We start from the raw sequence: 22,826 nt of genomic DNA, 5'->3' as shown, positions 1-22,826 counted from the left end.
GGTGGACTTTTTCAAAGGAACCTCGACCATCCGAAGATGGACGGGGTATCAACTAATCTGGCGTTGATTTTTGGCACGCTGTTGAGTTCTCAAGGTGCGGACGCTTCCTTCGTTCCTGTTTCCAGGCCCTCCGGGCGCTTCCTTCGTTTCCGACTCTATCAGATCTTTCCGATCCGATTTCCTCGGTGCTTTCCGGTCCCTTTCGCTTTCGCTCCGGGCCCTTCCGGCGTTTCCGACTCTATCAGATCCTCGCGGTCCTGATTCCCAGTCAGAGGGGTTTGTCTTTCCGGCTGTTGGGCCGTTCCGACGAGTGAGACTTTAGTGGATTCCCTGCCCTCGACGCTAATCGGGGGGCTGCGCCCAAACCTTCGAACGCGGATTCCTCATTTCGCAAAAACGCACGGAAAGCATGACGGCACGACAAAGCACCGGCTGCTTCTGTGGATCTTGCGGAATGGCTGTCCGGGGCCGACCGGAGTCGGTGCTCACGTCGGACAACTCGGAGAACCTTACGGATCGGGGAGTTCCGTGTCAACCCTGGTCCGTGGTGGTTCCTCTGCTCGGGTGACGGAAGGCGTGGCGGTAGTCGCGGGGGCTGGTGCCCAGGTGGGAGGCGAAGTGCTGGCGCATGGTGACCTCGCTGCCGAAGCCCGCGCGGCGGGCCACCTCGGGGAGGGGGTGGTCGGTTCGTTCGAGGAGCTTCTGGGCGGCCGCCACGCGCTGGGTGATGAGCCAGTGGAGAGGGGTCGCTCCCGTGGTGGCGTGGAAGTGGCGGGCGAAGGAGCGGGGGGACATCCCGGCGAGGGCGGCCAGGCTCGCGACCGTGTGGGGTTCGGCCAGGTGGGCCAGGGCGTGGGCGCGTACCGCGGCGAGGGCGTCGGCGTCCCGGTCGGCGCGGGGGGTGGGGTGCTCGATGAACTGGGCCTGGGTCCCCGTACGGAAGGGGGCGGTGACCATCGAGCGGGCGACCGTGGCGGCGGCTTCGGCGCCGTGGGCGGTGCGGACGAGGTGGAGGCAGAGGTCGATGCCGGCTGCGGTGCCTGCCGAGGTCCAGATGCCGGTGTCCTCGACGTAGAGGGCGTCCGGTTCTACCTGGACTGCCGGGTGGAGGGCGGCCAGGGTGCTCGCCAGGTGCCAGTGGGTGACGGCTCGGCGGCCGTCCAGGAGGCCCGCGCGGGCGAGGACGAAGGCGCCGGCGCAGAGCGAGGCGACCGGGATGCCGGCCGTGTGGGCGCGGCGGAGGGCTTCGAGGACGGGGGCCGGGATGTCGGCGTACGGGTCGTCGATGCCGGGGACGACGACCAGGTCGGTGGGGGTGAGGTCGTCGATCCAGCTGAGCGGGCGGTCGGGGGTGAGGGTGAGGCTCCCGCGCAGGGGGATGGGGGTGTCCGGGTCGGTGGCGGTGCGGCGGAGTTCGAAGGGCGGGACGCCGCGGAGGGTGCGGTCGCTGTCCCAGACCTCGGTGATGACGGAGATGTCGAAGGCCCGCACGCCGGGGAAGGTGACGAGCGCGATGCGTTGGGGGCGGGGGGTGGGCTGCTGCGGCATCTTGGCAGTAAAGCATCGATCGCTGTCATTCGTACCCCTGGGAGGCGGCTGCCTCCGGCGGGAGGATCGTTGTCATGGAGATCAACGAGAACGCAGCGCTGGTGGTCATCGACGTGCAGAAGGGTTTCGAGCAGGAGTTCTGGGGGCGCCGGAACAATCCTGAGGCGGAGGCGAACATCGCGGCTCTGATCGATGCCTGGCAGGAGACGGGGCGGCCGGTCGTCTTCGTACGGCACGACTCGCCCCGGGCGGGTTCGCCGCTGGAGCTCGGGACCGAGGGGAACCAGTTCAAGGACTTCGTGGAGGAGCGGCGGGGGAAGGGGTCCGGGCCTGAGCTCCTCGTGACGAAGTCCGTGAACTCCGCGTTCTACGGGGAGCCGGATCTGGATGCCTGGCTGAGGGGGGTCGGCCGCGGCGGAGCCGCTGACGGGCAGCGTGGGCAGGTCGTCGTGGTGGGGATCCAGACCAACATGTGCAACGAGACCACCGCCCGGATGGGCGGGAATCTCGGGTACGACGTGCTGTTCGCGCTGGACGCGATGCACACCTTCGACCTGGCCGGGCCGTTCGGCTGGACGCAGACGGCGGAGGAGCTGACCCGGGCGACGGCGGTGTCGCTGCACGGTGGGCGGTTCGCCCGGGTCGTGACCACGGAGGACGTGCTGAAGGGCGTGTCCGCCGGGTCCGCCGCCTAAGGGGTCAGCTGTTGCCGGAGGCCAGCTCGCGGCTGCGGTCGCGGGCGGCTTCCAGGGCGGCGATCAGGGCGGCCCGTACGCCGTGGTTCTCCAGTTCGCGGATGGCGCTGATGGTGGTGCCGGCCGGGGAGGTGACGGCCTCGCGGAGCTTGACCGGGTGCTCGCCGCTGTCGCGGAGCATGACGGCGGCGCCGATGGCTGCCTGGACGATGAGGTCGTGGGCCTGGGCGCGGGGCAGTCCGAGGAGGATGCCGGCGTCGGTCATGGCTTCGACGAGGAAGTAGAAGTAGGCCGGGCCCGAGCCGGAGAGGGCGGTGGCGGCGTCCTGCTGGGACTCGGGGACGCGGAGGGTCTTGCCGACGCCGCCGAAGATCTCCTCCGTGTGGGCGAGGTGCTCGGGGGTGGCGTGGCTGCCGGCGGAGATGACGGACATGCCCTCGTCGACGAGGACGGGGGTGTTCGGCATGACGCGGACGACCGGGGTGCCGGCGGTGAGGCGTTCCTCGATGAAGGAGGTGGGGATGCCGGCCGCCGCGCTGATGACCAGGCGGTCGGCGGTGACGTGCGGGGCGAGTTCGTCGAGGAGGCGTCCCATGTCCTGCGGCTTGACGGCCAGGATGAGGGTGTCGGCGCGCTTGGCGGCCTCGGCGTTGGTGACGGCCTCGACGCCGTAGCGGGTGCGGAGTTCCTCGGCGCGTTCGGCGCGGCGGGCGGTGACCAGGAGGTTCGCGGGGCGCCAGCCGGCGCGGATCATGCCGCTGAGGAGCGCTTCACCGATCTTGCCGGTGCCGAGGACTGCGACGGTCTGGGTCATGGGTCTGTTCACCTCGCCGGAGGGGGCCTTTTGGTCATCCTTTCACCGGTGCGGCCCGGGATGCGTGGGGTGTCCGAGGGGCGGTCAGGGTGGTCGTGGGCGGTCAGGCGGTGCGGCGGCGGAGGGTGGCGGCGCCGAGGCAGAGGACGAGGACGGCGCAGCCGGCGACGACGAGGGCGTCGCGGACGAAGGTCGCGGTCATGTCGGTGTGGCGGAGGACCTCGTTCATGCCGTCGACGGCGTACGACATGGGGAGGACGTTCGAGATCGCCTCCAGGGCGGGGGCCATGCGGTCGCGCGGGGTGAAGAGGCCGCAGAGCAGCAGCTGGGGGAAGATCACGGCCGGCATGAACTGGACGGCCTGGAACTCGGACGCGGCGAAGGCGGAGACGAAGAGGCCGAGGGCGGTGCCGAGGAGGGCGTCGAGGAGGGCCACCAGGAGCAGGAGCCAGGGGGAGCCGATGACGTCGAGGCCGAGGAACCAGAGGGCGAGGCCGGTGGCCAGGAGGGACTGGAGGACGGCGACGAGTCCGAAGGCGAGGGCGTAGCCGGCGATGAGGTCGGCCTTGCCGAGGGGCATGGCGAGGAGGCGTTCCAGGGTGCCGGAGGTGCGTTCCCTGAGGGTGGCGATGGAGGTCACCAGGAACATCGTGATGAGCGGGAAGATGCCGAGGAGCGAGGCGCCGATGCTGTCGAAGGTGCCGGGGCTTCCGTCGAAGACGTAGCGGAGCAGGAAGAGCATCACGCAGGGGACGAGGAGCATCAGGGCGATCGAGCGCGGGTCGTGGCGCAGCTGGCGCAGGACGCGGGCGGCGGTGGCGAGGGTGCGGTTCGGGTTCACGGTCGCTCCTGGTGTGCGGCTCGGGTGTTCGCCGCGTCCACGAGGTGGAGGAAGGCCTCTTCGACGGTGGGCGTGTCGTTGCGGCGGCGGAGGTCCTCGGGGGTGTCCTCGGCGAGGATCTCGCCTTCGCGCATGAGGAGCAGTCGGTGGCAGCGCTCGGCCTCGTCCATGACGTGGGAGGAGACGAGGAGGGTGGTGCCGCGGTCGGCGGCGAGGCGGTGGAAGAGGTTCCACAGGTCGCGGCGGAGGACGGGGTCGAGGCCGACCGTGGGCTCGTCGAGGACGAGGAGTTCCGGGGTGCCGAGGAGGGCGACGGCGAGGGAGACGCGGCTGCGCTGGCCGCCGGAGAGCCGGCCGGCGAGGGAGTCGGCGTGGTCGGCGAGGTCGACGTCCTCGATGGCCCGGTCGACGGCGGTGCGGCGGTCGTGGCGGTGGGCGCGGCCGGGGAGCAGGACGGCGGCGAAGTAGTCGAGGTTCTGGCGGACGGTGAGGTCGTCGTAGACGGAGGGTGCCTGGGTGACGTAGCCGATGCGGGAGCGGAGGGCGGGGTCGCCGGCGGGGCGGCCGAGGACCTGGAGTGTGCCGGTGACCTTGGCCTGGGTGCCGACGATGGCGCGCATGAGGGTGGTCTTGCCGCAGCCGGAGGGGCCGAGGAGGCCGGTGACCTGTCCTGGGGGGACGGTGAAGTCGAGGGCGCGGAGGACCTGGCGGTCGCCTCGGACGGTGGTGAGGTTGTGGGCGGTGATGGCCGCGGCCTCTGCGGGCTCACCCGAGGTCTGCGAGGCCTCGTAATTCATCATGTGATGAATAGTGCGCCTGGGGGTGCCGGGCGTCAAGGACCCGGGCGGGGCCGGCTGTATCGGGGGACGGGCGGGGTGCGGGCCGGCGGGCGGGGACGAGCGGGTCGGCCGAGAGGCCGACCGCGGCCTACTTGCGCTTCGGCTTCTTTCGGGCCGCCGGGTTGCCCGTGCGGGTGTTGCGGCGCTTCTCGTACTGCGCCACGGCGGTCTCGTACTCCGTGCGGTGGAGCTTCTCGCCGGGGGCCTCGACGAAGCAGCGGGCCGCGTAGGCGAGGAGGGCGCCGATGAAGCCGATCGCCTTCAGGCTGCGGAGGGACTCCTCGCGGGCCGGGTCGGCCGGGCGGCGGACGAAGCCCTCCCAGGTCTTGGCGAAGGCGATGGCGCTGCAGACCGCGAACATGATGACGACCAGCGTGTTCACGATGCCGCCGACGTCGGCGATCTGCAGGCCCTCGTAGGCGAAGCGCAGCACGAAGCAGGCCGCGACGGCGGCGGCGAGGGCGCCGGCGGCGAGGCCGGCGCGGCGCAGCGCGTAGTGACCGCTGTGGTCGACCCAGGTCGTGCCGAAGAAGCGGATCTCCTCCGGCTGCGGCCCGGTGCCGGTCTTGCTGGGGGTCTGCTCTTCGTCGCTCACAGGGTCGATTATCCCCGGGCGACGGTGGAAGAGGTCAGGGACAGCGCGGCGCGACCATGTCGTCGCTGCCCGTGTGGACGTACGCGTCGGAGACGTACTCGCCCGGCGCTATGTTGTCCCAGATGTTCGTCGTGCCGTACGGGCCGCTGATCCACTCGCCGTACTTCTGGCAGTTGATCGCGACGGTGGCGCCGAGCGGCAGCACCCGGACGATCGGGTACTGGGTGCTCGGTCCCGAGCGCACGTTCAGCCGGTACCCCGGTGCGACCTCGTAGCGTGTGGTCATGGTGTCCTCCCCCTGTGGCACGAGCGGTGGCGCAAAAGCGCTCCGCCGAGTTTCACTCTCCGCGACGCGCAGGCTAGCAAGCCCCACCGACATCGCGGGCACCATGGACTAGGCTCCGTCGGGTCGCGCACGTGCGCGCGATGTGACGGGGACTCACACGGGGGTGGGCGATGCCACCGTTGCGCGGCACCGGTGCCGAACGGTATGCGGAGGAGCCCGAATACGCGGGCGACTACCGCCTCCAGGCCTGTCTGGGGGCCGGCGGCATGGGCGTCGTGCACCTCGCGAGCTCGGCCTCGGGGCTGCGGCTCGCGGTCAAGGTCGTACACGCTCGGTATGCGGAGGACCCCGAGTTCAGGGCGCGTTTCCGCCAGGAGGTCGCGGCCGCCCGCCGGGTCAGCGGGGCCTTCACCGCGCCGGTCGTCGACGCCGACCCCGATGCCGTACGCCCCTGGATGGCGACCCTCTACGTCCCCGGGCCCACCCTCGCCGACCAGGTGAAGCGGAACGGCCCGCTGTCCCCCGCCGAACTGCGCCGGCTCACCGCCGGGCTCGCGGAGGCGCTGCGCGACATCCACCGCGCGGGGGTCGTCCACCGGGACCTCAAGCCCAGCAACGTCCTCCTGACCGACACCGGCCCGAAGGTCATCGACTTCGGGATCTCCCGGCCGGTCGACAGCGATCTGCACACGGAGACGGGCAAGCTCATCGGCTCGCCGCCGTTCATGGCGCCCGAGCAGTTCCAGCGGCCCCGGGAGGTCGGGCCCGCGGCGGACGTGTTCGCGCTGGGTTCCGTGCTCGTGCACGCGGCCACCGGACACGGTCCGTTCGACTCGGACAGCCCGTACATCGTGGCGTACCAGGTCGTCCACGACGAGCCGGACCTGACGGGGGTGCCGGCGGACCTGGCGCCGCTCGTCGCCCGCTGCCTCTCCAAGGAGCCGGTCCAGCGCCCGACCCCGGCCCAGATCATGCAGGCGCTGCTGCCTCCCTCGTACGCGGCCGAGGCCTTCATACCGGCGCAGCGGCGGCGGCCGGCGCTGCCCGAGGGCGAGGACACCGGCCCCGCGCCCGCGTGGGACGCGGACACACCGGTACGGGCTCCCGCGCCGGTCCCGCCGCCGCGCGGCCCGCGGGTCCGGATCCGGCCGCGCCCGACGATCGCCGTCGCGGCCGCGCTCGCGCTGACCGCGGCCGGCCTGTACGCGGCACTCAGCCAGCCGGCCGAGCACCGGTCCGAGACGCCGACGAGCCCCGCCGAGGTGGCGACCTCGTTCGCCGGCTGGCACACCACGCTCCAGGAGCACGGCCCGACGGCCGCGCCCTCCTGCGCGCACGACGGGGGCGCGCTGTACTGCTCGGCCCGGGGCGTCGGCCTCGCCCGGCTCGACCCGGTCACCGGGCGGGTCCTCTGGTCGCGTCCCGCCCCCATCGGGCAGGAGCCGCCGGACGCGCCCGTGCTCCTCGCGGACGGCGTGGTCGGGGCCGCGGCCGCGCCGGCTCCCCTGCGGGCGTACGCGGCCGGGGACGGCACCCCCGGCTGGACCGTCCGCGGGAAGCTTCCCGAGGTGTACCTGCCGTCCGGCAGCGCCCTCGTCCTGGCCGACGGCGTCGGCGGCATCCGCGCGGTCGACGCCCGCGGCGGCGAGGAGCTGTGGCGGCACGGACTGACCGGCTTCGGGGTGCCGCGCCCGGGACCGTACGACGCTCCCTCCGGGCTCCTCACCGTCTCCGAGCTCTCGGCGGACGGGAAGCACACCAGAATCGGCGCGATCCGCCCCGCCACCGGGGAAGTGGTCTGGCAGCGGAACCTGGACGGGAACCTCGAACCGCTGGGCCGCACCGGCGACGGCGCGCTCGTCCTCGCGTCCTTCTGGGACACCTCGCTGGTCGACGCGCTCGTGCTACTGGGACCGGGGGGTGACGGGGAGGCGGGTGCCGCGCGCACGCTGCCCCTGCCCTACCGGATCGACCTCCGGGGCATCGCCGTGCACGGCGCCGTCGTCCATCTGCTCGACGCCGACGGGCACGTCACCGCCGTCGACACCGCCGCTCCGAAGGGGCGGGTGCTGTGGGACCTGGAGACGGGCGCCAGGAACGTCTCCACGCCGGTTCTCGCCGGTGAGCGGCTGTACTTCTCCGCCCAGGACGGCCGGCTGTTCGCGGTGGACACCGCGCGCGGTGCGGTGATCGGCCAGACCCGGCCGCGGCTGCGGAACGGACGCCTGGACTACGCGCCCCTGGTACCCGCGCCGCTCGTCGCCGGGGAGCGGGTGTTCGGGACGGCGCCCGACGGGTCCGTCTTCGCGGTGGACGCGCGCGATCCGGCGTCCTGGTGAGCGGGTACGAGTGAGGGGCGCGGGTTTGGACCCGCGCCCCTCACTCGTACGTCCTGCCGGGCTCAGCCCAGCTTCGTCACGTCCCTGACCGCGCCCTTGTCGGCGCTCGTCGCCATCGCCGCGTACGCCCGCAGCGCCGCCGAGACCTTGCGCTCGCGGTTCTTCGGCGCGTACACGCCGCCGAGGGCCTCGCGGCGGGACGCGAGGGTCTCGTCGTCGACGAGGAGCTCGATCGAGCGGTTCGGGATGTCGATGCGGATGCGGTCGCCGTCCTCGACGAGCGCGATCGTGCCGCCCGAGGCCGCCTCCGGCGAGGCGTGGCCGATGGAGAGGCCCGAGGTGCCGCCCGAGAAGCGGCCGTCCGTGACGAGGGCGCAGGTCTTGCCCAGGCCCCGGCCCTTGAGGAAGGACGTCGGGTAGAGCATCTCCTGCATGCCGGGGCCGCCGCGCGGGCCCTCGTAGCGGATGACGACCACGTCGCCGTCGGTGACCTGCTTGTTCAGGATCTTCTCGACGGCCTCCTCCTGCGACTCGCAGACGACGGCCGGGCCCTCGAAGGTCCAGATCGACTCGTCGACGCCGGCGGTCTTCACGACGCAGCCGTCGACGGCGAGGTTGCCGTGCAGGACGGCGAGGCCGCCGTCCTTCGAGTACGCGTGGGCGGCGTCGCGGATGCAGCCGTTCGCGGCGTCCGTGTCGAGGGTGTCCCAGCGCTCCGACTGGGAGAAGGCGGTCGCCGAGCGGACGCAGCCGGGGGCCGCGTGCCACAGCTCGACGGCCTCCTCGGAGGCCGAGCCGCCGCGGACGTCCCAGGCGTCCAGCCACTCCTTGATGGAGCGGGAGTGGACCGAGTGGACGTCCTCGTTGAGCAGGCCCGCGCGGTACAGCTCGCCGAGGATGGCCGGGATGCCGCCGGCCCGGTGCACGTCCTCCATGTAGTACGTGCGGTCCTTGGCGACGTTCGGGGCGACCTTCGCCAGGCAGGGGACGCGGCGGGAGACCTCGTCCATGTCCGGCAGGCCGTAGTCCAGCTCGGCCTCCTGGGCGGCGGCGAGCAGGTGCAGGATCGTGTTGGTCGAGCCGCCCATGGCGATGTCGAGGGCCATCGCGTTCTCGAAGGCGGCGCGGGTCGCGATCGACCGCGGCAGGACGGAGGCGTCGTCCTCGTCGTAGTACCGGCGGGTGATGTCGACGACCGTGCGGGCCGCGTTCTCGTACAGCGCCTTGCGGGCGGTGTGCGTGGCGAGCACGGAGCCGTTGCCCGGGAGGGACAGGCCGATCGCCTCGGTCAGGCAGTTCATCGAGTTGGCGGTGAACATGCCGGAACAGGAACCACAGGTCGGACAGGCGTTCTCCTCGATGCGGGAGATGTCCTCGTCCGAGATCTTCGGGTTCACCGCGTCGGAGATCGCGTCCACCAGGTCGAGCGTGCGGACCGAGCCGTCGACGAGGGTGGCGCGGCCGGACTCCATCGGGCCGCCGGACACGAAGACCGTCGGGATGTTGAGGCGGAGAGCCGCCATCAGCATGCCGGGGGTGATCTTGTCGCAGTTGGAGATGCAGATCAGGGCGTCGGCGCAGTGCGCCTCGACCATGTACTCCACGCTGTCCGCGATCAGGTCGCGGGACGGCAGGGAGTAGAGCATGCCGCCGTGGCCCATCGCGATGCCGTCGTCGACCGCGATCGTGTTGAACTCGCGGGCGATGCCGCCGGCGGCGGTGATGGCCTCGGAGACGATCCGGCCGACCGGCTGGAGGTGGGTGTGACCGGGGACGAACTCCGTGAAGGAGTTGGCCACGGCGATGATGGGCTTCCGGCCGATGTCCGCGCCGGGTACACCGGAGGCGCGCATAAGGGCGCGGGCGCCCGCCATGTTGCGGCCGTGGGTGACAGTGCGGGACCTCAGCTCGGGCATCGTCGCTCGCTCCTCGTGATGGGTGTGCTTGCTTTCGAGCGTACGCCGACGCTCCAAGATCTGGACAGGGCGTCCGTCATGCGGGACGGGTGTTCAGTTCTCGGACGGTTGACGGTGCTCTTCTCAGGCTTCCGTCAGGTAGCGCTGGAGGGTCGGGGCCACCTGTTCCACGATCCGCTCCGGGTCCGCCGAGGCCAGCGGCTCGACCTGGATCACGTACCGCATGATCACGATCCCGATCATGTGGGACGCGGCCAGCTCCGCGCGGAAGCCCGGGTCCGGCACGTCGAGCTCGGCCGCGATCCGCTCCAGGAGCCGCCGCAGCACGAAGGTCCGCAGCACCTTGGCCGCCGCCTCGTGGGTGAGCGCGGAGCGGACGATCGCGAGGAGCGGGGCGCGGGAGGCCGGGTTCTCCCAGACGCCGATGAAGAAGCGCGCGAGCCGTTCGCCGATGGCATCGCGGGGGCCGCCGAGGATCGCCGGGACGACGAGCGCGGGCTCGAAGGAGACCTCGATGGCGGCGGCGAAGACCTCGTCCTTCGTGCCGAAGTAGTGGTGCACGAGCGCTGGGTCCACCCCGGCGGCCTTGGCGATGCCGCGCACCGAGGCCTTGTCGTAGCCGCGCTCGGCGAACTGGGCGCGGGCCGCCTCCAGGATCCGTTCGCGCGCGCCCGGACCGCTCTCCTCCTCGGTACGGGACGGGCGGCCGCGCCGGCGCGGGGCCGGGTCGGTCATGGGCGGGGCGCCCCTTCGGACCGGTGGGCGGGGCGGACCGCCGGGGAGGCGAGGTGGAGCCGGGTGAAGGCGAGCGCCTCCGCGAGGTCGGCCTCGCGTTCGGCGGCTGACATCGCGCGGCGGGTGTTGACCTCGATGACGACGTGCCCGTCGAAGCCGGTGACCGCGAGCCGCTCCAGGAGCTCGGCGCAGGGCTGGGTGCCGCGCCCGGGCACCAGGTGCTCGTCCTTGGCGGAGCCCTTGCCGTCGGCGAGGTGGACGTGGCCGAGGCGGTCGCCCATGCGGTCGATCATCGCGAGGGCGTCGGTGCGGGCGGTCGCGGTGTGCGAGAGGTCGACGGTGAAGTGCCGGTAGTCGTCCTTCGTGACGTCCCACTCGGGGGCGTACGCGAGCATCTCCCGGTCCTTGTACCGCCACGGGTACATGTTCTCGACGGCGAACCGGACGTCCGTCTCGTCCGCCATCCGCCAGATGCCGGTCACGAAGTCCTTGGCGTACTGGCGCTGCCAGCGGAACGGCGGGTGCACGACGACCGTCGACGCGCCGAGCTTCTCGGCCGCCGCCTGCGCGCGCTGGAGCTTGACCCACGGGTCGGTGGACCAGACGCGCTGGGTGATGAGGAGGCAGGGGGCGTGCACGGCCAGGATCGGGACCTGGTGGTAGTCGGAGAGCCGGCGCAGCGCCTCGATGTCCTGGCTGACCGGGTCGGTCCACACCATGACCTCGACGCCGTCGTACCCGAGGCGCGCGGCGATCTCGAAGGCCGTCGCCGTCGACTCCGGATAGACCGAGGCCGTCGACAGGGCGACCTTCGCATCCGGGATGCGCACCACTGGTTCTGCCACGGGGAACAGCGTACGGGGCGGGCCGGGGGGCCGGAGGGTGGTTCCGGTCACGCCCGGCCGCCGTGTGCCGCGGGCTCAGTTCCGTACGTGGGGGGCGTGCGACGGGACGTTCCGTGCGCCGGTGAGTTCCGTACGCCGGTTCCGTGCGCCGGTGAGTTCCGTACGCCGGTTCCGTACGCCGGTGAGTTCCGTACGCCGGTTCCGTACGCCGGTGAGCCGTGCGCCGGTGAGTTCCGTACGCCGGTTCCGTACGCCGGTCAGTGCCCCGGCAGGTGGTCCAGGCGGCGCAGGATGACGCCCTCGCGCAGGGCCCAGGGGCAGATCTCCAGCTCCTCCACGCCGAGCAGGTCCATCGCGCCCTCCGCCACGAGCGCGCCCGCGAGGAGCTGTCCGGCGCGGCCCTCCGAGACGCCGGGCAGGGCCGCCCGCTCGGGCACGGTCATCCCGGCGAGCCGCGGGACCCACTCCTCCAGGGCCTTGCGGGACAGGATCCGCTGGACGTAGAGGCCCTCCCCCGAGCCGGGCGCGCCCGCGATCCTGGCGAGCTGCTTGAAGGTCTTGGAGGTGGCCACGACGTGGTCGGGGCGGCCGAAGCGGCTGAACTCGCCGACCGTACGGGCGATCTGCGCGCGCACATGGCGGCGCAGGGCCTTCACGTCCGCGGTGTCGGCCGGGTCGCCGGGCAGCCAGCCGGCCGTCAGGCGGCCGGCGCCGAGGGGCAGGGAGACCGCCGTGTCCGGGTCCTCGTCGATGCCGAAGGCGACTTCGAGGGAGCCGCCGCCGATGTCGAGGAGGAGCAGCTTGCCCGCGGACCAGCCGAACCAGCGGCGGGCGGCGAGGAAGGTGAGCCGGGCCTCCTCCTCGCCGGTGAGGACCTGGAGGTCGACCCCGGTCTCGTCCTTCACGCGCGCGAGGACCTCGTCGGCGTTGCTGGCCTCGCGCACGGCGGAGGTCGCGAAGGGCAGCACCTCCTCGCAGCCCTTGTCCTCGGCGGCCAGGAGCGCGTCCCGCACGGTCGCGATGAGCCGCTCGACGCCGCTGGGCGCGATCGCGCCCGCCTCGTCGAGCAGCTCGGCAAGCCGCAGCTCCGCCTTGTGCGAGTGGGCGGGCAGCGGCCGGGCGCCGGGGTGGGCGTCCACCACGAGCAGGTGCACTGTGTTCGAACCGACGTCGAGGACTCCGAGTCTCATGGGCGGAACGCTACTGCGCCGACCCGCATACGCTTGGTGTTGTGCCAAAGACGAAGAAGGCGAAGCCGGACAAAGACCGTGGCGGCGACGGCGGCGTGAAGGCGGCCAGGACCGCGCACGCGGCGAAGGCCGTAAAGGCGGTCAAGGCCGGGAAGCAGAAGCGGGACAAGGCCGAGGAGCCCGACGAGAAGGGCCTCGACTTCGCGCGCGCGTGGATCGAGTTTCCCGATCCCGCCGACGAGGAGCAGGTCTTCCGCTGTGACCTGACCTGGCTGACCTCCCGCTGGACCTGCATCTTCGGCAACGGCTGCCAGGGCATCCAGGAGGGGCGCGCCGACGACGGCTGCTGCACGCTGGGTGCGCACTTCTCCGACGAGGACGACGAGAAGCGGGTCGCCGAGCATGTGGCGCGGCTCACTCCGGAGCTGTGGCAGTTCCACGACGTCGGTGCGGAATCGGGCTGGGTGCAGCTCGACGAGGACGGCGACCGGCAGACCCGCCGCTGGCAGGGGTCCTGCATCTTCCAGAACCGGCCCGGTTTCGCGGGCGGCGCGGGCTGCTCGCTGCACATCCTGGCGATGAAGGAGGGCCGGGAGCCGCTCGAGACGAAGCCGGACGTGTGCTGGCAGCTGCCGGTGCGGCGGACGTACGACTGGATCGAGCGTCCTGACGACACCAAGGTGCTCCAGGTGTCAATCGGCGAGTACGACCGGCGCGGCTGGGGGCCGGGCGGTCACGACCTGCACTGGTACTGCACGACGGCGTCGTCGGCGCACGTCGGTGCCGAGCCGGTCTACGTCTCGTACCGGCCGGAGCTGGTCGAGATGATGGGCGAGGAGGCGTACGGGGTGCTGGCCGGTCTGTGCGAGGCGCGGCTCGCCTCGCAGCTGCCGCTGGTGGCCCCGCATCCGGCTGATCCCGCCTCCTAGGAACCCCGGCGTCCGGCGACTAGGAGGACGGGGGCGGGTCCTCCGGTGACGGCTGGGTCGTGCCCGGGTCCGAGCTCGTGGGCGGGGGCTCCTCCGTCGTCGGGGGCGGGGTGGTCGGTTCCGTCGTCGGCTCGGTGGTCGTCGGCGGCGGGGTCGTGGGCTCGGTGGTCGGCGGCGTCGTCGGTTCCGTGGTCGGCGGGGTCGTGGGCGGCGTCGTCGGTTCCGTCGTGGGCGGGCTGGTCGGCGGGGTCGTGGGCTCCGTCGTCGCCGGCGGGGGCGTGATGACCCGGTCGTCCGTCGGCGGCGGCTTCCGGTAGCCGTCGATCCGCACCTCCGCGCCCGAGGGGTTCACGCCCACGCGCGCGCTCCAGGAGCCGACGGGTTCGCGGGCGTGGTCGACGCGGACGGCGATCGTGATCTTCTCCCCGGGGCGGAGCGTGCCGGATGCCCGGCTCACGTAGAGCCAGGGGGCGTCCGTCCACAGCGCCCAGTCGACGGGTGAGCCGCCGGAGGCGGTCAGCGTGAGCAGGGTGAGGTCGCCGCGGCCGGTGGCGGAGACCGTGATCCAGCCGGCGGCGGGCTCGCCGGGCCGGGCCGGTTCGGTGGGGCCGCCGGGGCTGACGACCTCGACGGAGACGTCGGGGGCGCGGCTGCCCTGGGTGAAGCTGGGCTCGGGGGTGGCGCGGGCGTTCCCCGCGTTCTCGTAGTGGTCGCCGTCCGGGGCCACCGGTTCGTCCGCCTCGCGCGCGCTGATCCTGCGTCCGTCGTGGCCGGCCGTGTCGGCGTCCGGGGTGCCGCGGTAGGAGGTCCACAGGGCGAGGACGGGGGCGGCGACCACGGCGGCGACGACGGTGGTGGTCACCGCGCGGGCCCGCATCCGGTCGCGGCGGGCGATGTGGTCCTTCGGGTCCATCGGAAAGCCGGTCGGCGCGAAGCGCGGGGCGCCGGCACGCGCGCGTGGGACGTGCAGCATCGCCATGTACGCGGCGGCCCGGGGCGCCTCGACGAGCGGCAGCCGGTCCGCGGGGAGGGCCGAGGCGCCGGGCCAGGGGCCCGCGGCGCCGACGCGCTCGGCGGCGCGGCGGCAGCGGGGGCAGTCGTCGACGTGGCGGACGAGCTCGGCGCGCAGGGCGGCCGAGAGGAACACCTCGTGGTCGCCGGTGAGGCGGGCGACGGTGGGGCAGCTGCCGGTCTCCACGACGGCGAGGGCGGCGCGGGTCCGCTCGACCTCGCAGCCGGCGGTGGCGAGGAGTTCCCGGGCGGCCAGCGGGTCGAGGGAGAGCACGGCGGCGACCTGGCGGTGGCTGAGGCCGTGCCGCACGGCGAGCTCCAGGGCCTCGCGCTGCTCGGGCGTGGTGCCGGCGGCCTCGGGCCAGGCGAGCAGGGCGAGTTCGGCGCGGCGGCGCTCGGCGGTCTCCTCGGAGACCCGGGGCGGCTCGGAGGCGGTGACGGCCGGGCGGCCGGTGTGGGCGCCCTGGCGCTTGCGTCGCTGCTCGCCGAGGCTGCGCAGACAGGCCCAGCGGGCGAGGGCGTACAGCCAGGCCGTGCGTCCGTCCTCGTCGGAGGGGCAGCGGCCGTGGTGGCGCTCGGCGACGGCGAGGACGTCGCCGAGGACGGCGGTGGCCGTGTCGTGGTCGCAGAGCACGGAGAGGCAGTACGTGAAGAGGCCGTCGAGGGCGGCCTCATAGCGGGCGGGGGGACGCCGGCCGAGCGTGCGCGGTCCCTGGTCCGTGGCGCGGTGCGCCCGGTGTGCGCCGGTGGTGCGTGCGGGGGATTCCAGCCTGCTGCTCGTCACTGGGCGACCGTAGGCAGGACGGGGGGCACTCTTCGTACCGGTCGCTCCATTCTCATTCTTACGGGTGAAGGTATCGCTCGAAAGAGGACAGGAACCGGGCGTTCCGGTGCCGTCGGGCTGCCCCTGTGGACGGTCCGGGCCCGTTGTCGGTGGCGGCGGATACGGTGTCGCTCATGGCTGCCCGTACGAAAACCGCCAAGGACAGGCCGTCCTACCGCTGCACCGAGTGCGGCTGGCAGACGGCCAAGTGGCTCGGCCGCTGCCCCGAGTGCCAGGCCTGGGGGACGGTCGAGGAGTACGGCGCGCCCGCCGTCCGGACGACCGCGGCGGGGCGCGTCTCCACCGCCGCGCTGCCCATCGGCCAGGTCGACGGCCGGCAGGCGACCGCCCGCTCGACCGGCGTCGACGAGCTGGACCGGGTCCTCGGCGGGGGCCTGGTGCCCGGCGCCGTCGTGCTGCTCGCGGGCGAGCCCGGCGTCGGCAAGTCCACGCTCCTGCTCGACGTCGCGGCCAAGGCGTCGAGCGACGAGCACCGCACGCTGTACGTCACGGGCGAGGAGTCCGCGAGCCAGGTCCGGCTGCGCGCCGACCGGATCAACGCGCTCAGCGAGCATCTCTACCTGGCGGCCGAGACCGATCTGTCCGCCGTCCTCGGGCACCTCGACGCCGTGAAGCCCTCCCTGCTGATCATGGACTCGGTGCAGACCGTCGCCTCCCCCGAGATCGACGGCGCGCCCGGCGGCATGGCGCAGGTCCGCGAGGTCGCGGGAGCCCTCATCCGGGCCTCCAAGGAGCGCGGCATGGCGACGCTCCTCGTCGGCCACGTCACCAAGGACGGCGCGATCGCGGGCCCCCGGCTCCTGGAGCACCTGGTCGACGTCGTGCTGAGCTTCGAGGGCGACCGGCACGCGCGGCTGCGGCTGGTCCGTGGCGTGAAGAACCGGTACGGGGCGACGGACGAGGTCGGCTGCTTCGAGCTGCACGACGAGGGCATCACGGGGCTCGCCGACCCCTCCGGGCTCTTCCTGACCCGGCGCGACGTGGCCGTGCCCGGCACCTGTCTGACGGTCACCCTGGAGGGCCGCCGGCCGCTGGTCGCCGAGGTGCAGTCCCTGACGGTGGACTCCCAGATCCCCTCACCGCGCCGGACCGTGTCCGGTCTGGAGACCTCCCGGGTCTCGATGATGCTGGCGGTCCTGGAGCAGCGCGGGCGGATCAGCGCGCTGGGCAAGCGGGACATCTACAGCGCGACCGTCGGCGGGGTGAAGCTCACCGAGCCCGCCGCCGACCTGGCGATCGCGCTCGCGCTGGCCTCCGCCGCGAGCGACACCCCGCTGCCGAAGAACCTGGTCGCGATCGGCGAGGTGGGGCTCGCGGGCGAGGTGCGGCGGGTGACGGGGGTGCAGCGGCGGCTCGCCGAGGCGCACCGGCTGGGATTCACGCATGCGCTGGTGCCGTCGGACCCGGGGAAGGTGCCGGCGGGGATGACGGTGACGGAGGTGGGGGACGTGGGGGATGCGCTTCGGGTGCTGCCGCGGAGTCGCCGGGCGAAGGCGCCCCAGGAGGCGCCCGGACACTGAGACAGGGCTCGGCCCGGGGGCGAAGACGCAGGACGGGGAGCCCCCTCGGCGGGGGTGCCCAGCCTGCTCCGGACCCGCCTCGGCGGGGGTGCCCAGCCTCCTCCGGACCCCGTCCGGGGCAGGGTGACCACCCTCCTCCGGACCCCGTCCGGGGCCCTCGCGCCCTGGGGGTCCCCCCGGTGGAAGTCCGGGGGAGGAACGCATGCCCACAACCCCCGCGGGGTGGTGTCGCTAGACTTTGCCCTGGTCTCGCCCATCCGTACGAGCCGGAGGAGTGCAGTGGCAGCCAAGGACGGCAACGAAGCGCTGATGCGCGCCGCCCTGAGCGCGGTCGCGCCGGGTACCGCGCTGCGCGACGGCCTGGAGCGGATCCTCCGGGGAAACACGGGCGGTCTCATCGTGCTCGGCCTGGACAAAACGGTCGACTCGATGTGCACCGGCGGTTTCGAGCTGGACGTCGAGTTCACCGCCACGCGCCTGCGTGAGCTGTGCAAGCTCGACGGCGCGCTCGTCCTCGACAAGGACATCACCAAGATCCACCGCGCGGGTGTGCAGCTGGTCCCGGACGCCTCCATCCCCACCGAGGAGACCGGCACCCGCCACCGCACCGCGGACCGGGTCTCCAAGCAGTGCAAGTACCCGGTCGTCTCCGTCTCGCAGTCGATGCGCCTGATCGCGCTGTACGTGGGCGGTGAGCGCCGGGTCCTGGAGGAGTCGGCCGCGATCCTGTCCCGCGCGAACCAGGCGCTCGCGACCCTGGAGCGGTACAAGCTCCGGCTCGACGAGGTGGCCGGCACCCTCTCCGCCCTGGAGATCGAGGACCTGGTCACGGTCCGGGACGTCACCGCGGTCGCGCAGCGCCTGGAGATGGTCCGCCGGATCGCCACCGAGATCGCCGAGTACGTGGTCGAGCTCGGCACCGACGGGCGGCTCCTGTCGCTGCAGCTCGACGAGTTGATCGCGGGCGTGGAGCCGGAGCGCGAGCTGGTGATCCGGGACTATGTCCCTGAGCCGACGGCGAAGCGTTCGCGGACGGTCGCCGAGGCGCTCACCGACCTGGACGCGCTCACCCACACCGAGCTGCTCGAACTTCCGGTGGTGGCGCGGGCCCTCGGCTACAGCGGTTCGCCCGAGACCCTCGACTCGGCGGTCTCGCCGCGCGGCTACCGGCTCCTGGCGAAGGTGCCGCGGCTGCCCGGCGCGATCATCGAGCGGCTCGTGGAGCACTTCGGCGGGCTGCAGAAGCTCCTCGCGGCGAGCGTGGACGACCTCCAGACCGTCGACGGCGTCGGCGAGGCCCGCGCCCGCAGCGTCCGCGAGGGCCTGTCGCGGCTCGCGGAGTCCTCGATCCTGGAGCGGTACGTCTAGGACTCTCGCGGCGCGCGGAGTCCTCGATCCTGGAGCGGCACGTCCAGGGCTGTCTCGGCGCACGGAGTCCTCGATCCTGGAGCGGTACGTCCAGGACCCTCGCGGCGCGCGGAGTCCTCGATCCTGGAGCGGTACGTCCAGGACTCTCGCGGCGCGCGGAGTCCTCGATCCTGGAGCGGTACGTCCAGGGCCCGTCCATCCCTGTGCGTCGGATCAGGCCCCCGCCCGTACCGCTCTCAGTCCTTCGCCAGCCTGAACGAGGCCGGGGGCACCTTCGTGCCCGGCATCGTCGCCTCCACCAGGTACGTGCCGGGGCCGGCCTGGCCCGCCGGGGCGCTCGCGCACTGCGGGGCGCTGTGGCCGCGGTCCCATTCCACGGTGTGGGTGATGGTGGCGTGCGCGGGGACGCGCAGCAGGACCGGGTCGCCGGGGCGCGGGCAGTCGGCCGTGGACCAGATCTCGTCGTCCTGGGCGTCGCTGATCGTCAGAACCGCGCTGCGGGGCCCGAAGTCGGCCTTGCAGGTGGTGTTCGAGGTGTTCTTGGCGACGAGGAGGAAGCGGGGCTTCTCCCCGGTCTCGTAGGCCAGTTTGGTGGTGCGGAGCGTCAACTGCAGTGCTCCGGCAGGACAGTTCGGGAGCGGGGAGTCGGCCGGGACCTGCTGGCCCGCACCGGTGCCCGCGCCTCCGTCGCCGCCGGCCCCGTCGGTGTCGCCGTTCTTGCCGGTGCCCGCGGTGCCGGAGCCGCCACCCGCGTCCGTACCGGCGTCGGTTCCGGCGTCGGCGCCCGCGCCCTCGTCCGTACCGGCGCCCGCGGAACCGCCGTTGCCGCCGGAGTCGCCCGACTCGTCGCGCCCGCCCGGCTGTTGGCTGATCGCCGGGCCGGTGCCGGAGGGGCCCGGGGTGATCGAGGGCGGGGTCGGCGACGAGCCGTTGGCGGCGTCGTTCGCCTTCTTCCCGCCGCCGTCACCGGAGGTGACGGCCCATACGGCGAGCAGCGCGAGAAGCGCCACCAGGCACAGCGCCACCGCCCTCCGTCGCCAGTAGATGGTGGAGGGAAGCGGCCCGACCGGATTGCGCAAAGATCCCACGACCCGAACCTTACGAGAGATCCGGCCCAACTCCCGCCCCACCCGCCGCCCGAGACCTCAAGTTTTGCCGATGATCACATCCGTCGGTTCCGGGAACTTTTCCCGGATCCCCGCCCGAAACCATAGGGAACCGGCGCGAATCGCAGCCCCCCGCTTTCGTCGGGGATCGCTCCGGCCACCGGCCCCGGAGGCGGCGGACTCCGGATTCCGGTTAGCGTCATGCACCATGAACACCCTCCTCGACCTCTCCGACCGTCTGTACCTCGACGTCGCCGACTTCGCCCACTCCACGCCCAGCTGGTTCCAGTGGCTCGCCGAGGTGTGGACGGAGCTCGGGCTGCTGCTCTTCGGTGTGCTGTTCCTCGCCGGCTGGTGGCGCTCCCGCGAGGGGTCGAGCCGGGCGATGGCGCTCGCGCTGCTCGCCCCGGTCGCCACCGGCTTCGGTTACGTGGTGAGCGAGGCGCTGAAGTCGCTGATCGACGAGGAACGTCCGTGCCGCGCGGTCGCCGGAGCGCCCGTCTCGCTCGTCGCCTGTCCGCCGCACGGCGACTGGTCCTTCCCCAGCAACCACTCGGCGATCGCGGGCGCCGCCGCGATCGCGCTCGCCCTGTCCTGGCGCGGGATCGTCTGGCTGACCGTGCCGATGGCGCTCCTCATGGCCTTCTCCCGGGTCTTCGTCGGGGTCCACTACCCGCACGACGTGACCGTCGGCCTGCTGGTCGGCGCCGTGGTCGCCTTCCTCGTGATGCGGCTGGCGGAGCGGCCCGTGCGGGCCCTGGTGGAGACGGCCCGGTCGAGCCGTAACTCGTCCGTGGTGTGGTGCGCGGGGCGCGGGCCGAGTGCGCACGCCTCCGCGCACGCCCCCGCGCGCTCCGAGCGGCGCTCGCGGGCACGCCACGGCGCGTACTGATCGCGCCGGGGACGTGCCAGGATCGGGGGTGCCATGACTTCCATCGACACTCCCCCCACGTCCGAGGCCCCCGTCCCGCCGGCGCTCCCCGCCGAGCTGCACGGGCCCGTCCTCGCCTGGTTCGACCGGCACGCCCGTGACCTGCCCTGGCGCCGCCCCGAGGCCGGTGCCTGGGGCGTCATGGTCAGCGAGTTCATGCTCCAGCAGACCCCGGTCGTCCGGGTCCTCCCGGTGTACGAGCAGTGGCTGGCGCGCTGGCCGCGCCCGGCCGACCTGGCGGCCGAGGCCCCCGGCGAGGCGGTCCGCGCCTGGGGCCGGCTCGGCTATCCGCGGCGGGCGCTGCGGCTGCACGCGGCGGCCGTCGCCATAACGGAGCGGCACCACGGCGACGTGCCCCGCGACCACGGTCAGCTGCTCGCGCTGCCCGGCATCGGCGAGTACACGGCGGCGGCGGTGGCCTCCTTCGCGTACGGGCAGCGGCACGCCGTCCTGGACACCAATGTGCGCCGGGTCTTCGCGCGGGCGGCGACCGGCATCCAGTACCCGCCGAACGCGACCACGGCCGCCGAGCGGCGGCTCGCCCGCGCGCTGCTCCCGGAGGACGAGTCGACGGCGTCCCGGTGGGCGGCCGCGTCCATGGAGCTGGGCGCGCTCGTGTGCACGGCGAAGAACGAGGACTGCGGGCGCTGCCCGATCGCCGAGCGGTGCGCCTGGCGGCTGTCGGGCAAGCCGGCGCACGACGGGCCGCCGCGGCGGGGCCAGACGTACGCCGGGACCGACCGGCAGGTGCGCGGGCGACTCCTCGCCGTGCTGCGGGAGTCGGCGGAGCCGGTGGCGCAGGCGGCCCTGGACGCGGTCTGGGACGAGCCGGTGCAGCGGGCCAGGGCCCTGGACGGCCTGGTCGCGGACGGCCTCGTCGAGCCGCTGGACGACGGCCGGTACCGACTGCCGCTGTCCTGAGGACCGGTCACCTCGGGACCCCGTCCTGACCGCAGCTCTCCCCCGGGCCGGGTCCCGAAACCTTCTTCTCCCCCGCTGTTACACAACCGATGGGTAGCCGTGCGTCGACCGACGGCTGCCCCGCACAGCCCCGTGACAACCGCTCCGTAGCGTCGTCGACGACACGAGGAACGAAGCAGGTCACGGGGATCGGAGGCGGTTCGGATGAGGCACGGCGAGGTGCTCGACTTCGAGGAGTACGTACGCACGCGGCAGGACGCGCTGCTGCGCAGCGCCCGTCGTCTCGTGGCCGACCCCGTCGACGCCCAGGACCTCCTCCAGACGGCCCTCGCCCGGACGTACGGCCGCTGGGACGGCATCGCCGACAAGTCCCTCGCCGACGCCTACCTGCGCCGGGTCATGATCAACACCCGGACCGAGTGGTGGCGCTCCCGCAGGCTGGAGGAGGTGCCGACCGAGCAGCTGCCCGACGCGAGCATCGACGACCCGACCGAGCAGCACGCGGACCGCGCCCTCCTCATGGACGTCCTGAAGGTCCTCGCGCCCAAGCAGCGCAGCGTCGTCGTGCTGCGGCACTGGGAGCAGATGAGCACGGAGGAGACGGCGGCGGCGCTCGGCATGTCGACCGGTACGGTGAAGTCGACGCTCCACCGCGCGCTCGCCCGGCTCCGCCAGGAGCTGGAGAGCCGTGACCTCGACGCCCGCGCCCTGGGGCGGACCGGGGAGCGGACGACCGTACGAGGTGACGAAGGGGGGCGGGAGCGGTGCGCGGCCTAGACGGCGAACCCGGCGGCAGACCACACGAAGACCACCACGGGGCGAGCGGCGGCGACGACCGGTACGAGACCGGACGCCGCCGCCCGCGCCGTACCGTCAAGGCGGCGAGCGTCACGGCGACGGCCGGGCTCGTCGCCGTCGGGCTGTCCCTGGCCGCCTGCTCCACCGGCGGCACCGGCTCCCGCGACGAGGGCGCGGCCCGCACCGACGAGATCGCCTCCGCGGCACCCACGCCCTCCGCCACCGCCACCGCGGGCCCGCAGTCGGCCGAGCGGGTGGATCCGATCGCGCTCCTGAAGGCCGATCCGAAGATCGGCCAGCGGTTCAAGAGCGATCTGAAGCCGTGCGTCGCCGACGCGTACCCGGTGGACGCCTCCTACGGCAACCTCACCAACTCCACCGCCCCCGACGTCGTCGTCAACGTGATGACCTGCGGTGACGCCGTCGGCATCGGCACGTACGTCTACCGCAAGCAGAGCGACCGGTACGAGAACGTGTTCATGACCGAGGACGCCGCGGTCTACGCCACGATCGACCGGGGCGATCTCATCGTCACCAGGCAGGTGTACGCGAAGGGCGACCCCGTCGCGTACCCCTCGGGCGAGGACGTGATCACCTACCGGTGGTCGGGAAACACGTTCACCCAGCACGACTGGGTGCACAACGACTACAGCCAGGCCGTCGGCGACGGAGAAGGCGCGGAACCCGTGCCGAGCGCGTCCGCCGCCGGCTGAGCCGTACACCCGCGCAGAGAGAACGCACTGATTCCGAAGGGC

At 73.0% G+C, this 22,826-nt stretch carries 21 protein-coding genes; 9 read left to right on the top strand and 12 right to left on the bottom strand.

The window, feature by feature from the left end:
* Positions 1–531 precede the first annotated feature (531 nt).
* Positions 532–1,548, bottom strand: coding sequence for a GlxA family transcriptional regulator (locus tag ABT041_RS02390; protein ID WP_351177598.1), 1,017 nt, complete (start codon positions 1,546–1,548; stop codon positions 532–534).
* Between the two features lie 74 nt (positions 1,549–1,622).
* Here ABT041_RS02390 and ABT041_RS02385 point away from each other — a divergent pair, with 74 nt between their 5' ends.
* Positions 1,623–2,243 (top strand): cysteine hydrolase family protein, encoded by a 621-nt coding sequence (locus ABT041_RS02385; protein WP_351177595.1) that lies wholly within the window; start codon positions 1,623–1,625, stop codon positions 2,241–2,243.
* A 4-nt stretch (positions 2,244–2,247) separates the two neighbouring features.
* On the opposite strand, the gene proC is transcribed toward ABT041_RS02385, so the two are convergent.
* The 5 genes from proC to ABT041_RS02360 form a co-directional block, all read right to left on the bottom strand.
* Positions 2,248–3,057, bottom strand: coding sequence for a pyrroline-5-carboxylate reductase (gene proC / locus ABT041_RS02380; protein WP_351177592.1), 810 nt, complete (start codon positions 3,055–3,057; stop codon positions 2,248–2,250).
* Positions 3,058–3,160: 103 nt separating this feature from the next.
* Complete coding sequence (locus tag ABT041_RS02375; protein ID WP_351177589.1) at positions 3,161–3,898, bottom strand: ABC transporter permease; 738 nt, start codon at positions 3,896–3,898, stop codon at positions 3,161–3,163.
* Complete coding sequence (locus ABT041_RS02370; protein ID WP_351177586.1) at positions 3,895–4,698, bottom strand: ABC transporter ATP-binding protein; 804 nt, start codon at positions 4,696–4,698, stop codon at positions 3,895–3,897. The genes ABT041_RS02375 and ABT041_RS02370 overlap by 4 nt, the downstream gene beginning before the upstream one ends.
* 127 nt (positions 4,699–4,825) lie before the next feature.
* Positions 4,826–5,332, bottom strand: coding sequence for a hypothetical protein (locus ABT041_RS02365; protein ID WP_351177583.1), 507 nt, complete (start codon positions 5,330–5,332; stop codon positions 4,826–4,828).
* Between the two features lie 34 nt (positions 5,333–5,366).
* The gene (locus tag ABT041_RS02360) at positions 5,367–5,711 is read right to left on the bottom strand and encodes an SH3 domain-containing protein (protein WP_502976331.1); all 345 of its coding nucleotides are present in this window, start codon (positions 5,709–5,711) and stop codon (positions 5,367–5,369) included.
* A 77-nt stretch (positions 5,712–5,788) separates the two neighbouring features.
* On the opposite strand from ABT041_RS02360, the gene ABT041_RS02355 reads away from it, so the two are divergent.
* Positions 5,789–7,957, top strand: coding sequence for a serine/threonine-protein kinase (locus ABT041_RS02355; protein WP_351177577.1), 2,169 nt, complete (start codon positions 5,789–5,791; stop codon positions 7,955–7,957).
* 62 nt (positions 7,958–8,019) lie between these two features.
* Here ABT041_RS02355 and ilvD read toward each other — a convergent pair whose 3' ends face one another.
* The 4 genes from ilvD to ABT041_RS02335 form a co-directional block, all read right to left on the bottom strand.
* Positions 8,020–9,873, bottom strand: a complete 1,854-nt coding sequence (gene ilvD, locus ABT041_RS02350; protein WP_351177574.1) for a dihydroxy-acid dehydratase — start codon at positions 9,871–9,873, stop codon at positions 8,020–8,022.
* Positions 9,874–9,996: 123 nt separating this feature from the next.
* Positions 9,997–10,608 (bottom strand): TetR/AcrR family transcriptional regulator, encoded by a 612-nt coding sequence (locus tag ABT041_RS02345; RefSeq protein ID WP_351177571.1) that lies wholly within the window; start codon positions 10,606–10,608, stop codon positions 9,997–9,999.
* Positions 10,605–11,453 carry a sugar phosphate isomerase/epimerase family protein gene (locus tag ABT041_RS02340; protein ID WP_351177568.1) on the bottom strand — a complete coding sequence of 283 codons (849 nt, stop codon included), beginning with the start codon at positions 11,451–11,453 and terminating at the stop codon, positions 10,605–10,607. Before ABT041_RS02340 ends, ABT041_RS02345 begins: the two co-directional genes overlap by 4 nt.
* A 257-nt stretch (positions 11,454–11,710) precedes the next feature.
* The gene (locus tag ABT041_RS02335; RefSeq protein WP_351177565.1) at positions 11,711–12,643 is read right to left on the bottom strand and encodes a Ppx/GppA family phosphatase; all 933 of its coding nucleotides are present in this window, start codon (positions 12,641–12,643) and stop codon (positions 11,711–11,713) included.
* Positions 12,644–12,684: 41 nt separating this feature from the next.
* On the opposite strand from ABT041_RS02335, the gene ABT041_RS02330 reads away from it, so the two are divergent.
* On the top strand, positions 12,685–13,572 hold the full coding sequence (locus ABT041_RS02330) for a DUF3109 family protein (RefSeq protein WP_502976329.1): 888 nt from the start codon (positions 12,685–12,687) through the stop codon (positions 13,570–13,572).
* A gap of 19 nt (positions 13,573–13,591) precedes the next feature.
* On the opposite strand, the gene ABT041_RS02325 is transcribed toward ABT041_RS02330, so the two are convergent.
* Positions 13,592–15,367, bottom strand: a complete 1,776-nt coding sequence (locus ABT041_RS02325) for a hypothetical protein (RefSeq protein ID WP_351177562.1) — start codon at positions 15,365–15,367, stop codon at positions 13,592–13,594.
* 173 nt (positions 15,368–15,540) lie between these two features.
* Between ABT041_RS02325 and radA the strand changes: the two genes are divergently transcribed.
* Both radA and disA read left to right on the top strand, forming a co-directional pair.
* Positions 15,541–16,947, top strand: a complete 1,407-nt coding sequence (gene radA / locus ABT041_RS02320) for a DNA repair protein RadA (RefSeq protein ID WP_351177559.1) — start codon at positions 15,541–15,543, stop codon at positions 16,945–16,947.
* A gap of 309 nt (positions 16,948–17,256) precedes the next feature.
* On the top strand, positions 17,257–18,315 hold the full coding sequence (gene disA, locus ABT041_RS02315) for a DNA integrity scanning diadenylate cyclase DisA (protein ID WP_351177675.1): 1,059 nt from the start codon (positions 17,257–17,259) through the stop codon (positions 18,313–18,315).
* A gap of 236 nt (positions 18,316–18,551) precedes the next feature.
* Here disA and ABT041_RS02310 read toward each other — a convergent pair whose 3' ends face one another.
* Positions 18,552–19,403: a hypothetical protein gene (locus ABT041_RS02310; RefSeq protein WP_351177556.1), complete on the bottom strand. Its 852-nt coding sequence runs from the start codon at positions 19,401–19,403 to the stop codon at positions 18,552–18,554.
* A 226-nt stretch (positions 19,404–19,629) separates the two neighbouring features.
* Here ABT041_RS02310 and ABT041_RS02305 point away from each other — a divergent pair, with 226 nt between their 5' ends.
* The 4 genes from ABT041_RS02305 to ABT041_RS02290 all read left to right on the top strand — a co-directional run bounded on the left by ABT041_RS02305 (position 19,630) and on the right by ABT041_RS02290 (position 22,784).
* Entirely contained in the window at positions 19,630–20,313 is a 684-nt protein-coding gene (locus ABT041_RS02305) for a phosphatase PAP2 family protein (RefSeq protein WP_351177553.1), read from the top strand.
* Positions 20,314–20,346: 33 nt separating this feature from the next.
* Positions 20,347–21,273: an iron-sulfur binding domain-containing protein gene (locus ABT041_RS02300; RefSeq protein ID WP_351177550.1), complete on the top strand. Its 927-nt coding sequence runs from the start codon at positions 20,347–20,349 to the stop codon at positions 21,271–21,273.
* 204 nt (positions 21,274–21,477) lie between these two features.
* Complete coding sequence (locus ABT041_RS02295; RefSeq protein ID WP_351177547.1) at positions 21,478–22,050, top strand: SigE family RNA polymerase sigma factor; 573 nt, start codon at positions 21,478–21,480, stop codon at positions 22,048–22,050.
* Entirely contained in the window at positions 22,038–22,784 is a 747-nt protein-coding gene (locus ABT041_RS02290; protein ID WP_351177544.1) for a hypothetical protein, read from the top strand. The genes ABT041_RS02295 and ABT041_RS02290 overlap by 13 nt, the downstream gene beginning before the upstream one ends.
* Positions 22,785–22,826 lie beyond the last annotated feature (42 nt).

Source organism: Streptomyces sp. NPDC002825 (assembly GCF_040295385.1).
In the GTDB taxonomy this organism is placed as follows: Bacteria; Actinomycetota; Actinomycetes; order Streptomycetales; family Streptomycetaceae; genus Streptomyces.
This window is presented reverse-complemented; position numbering and strand designations above follow the sequence as displayed.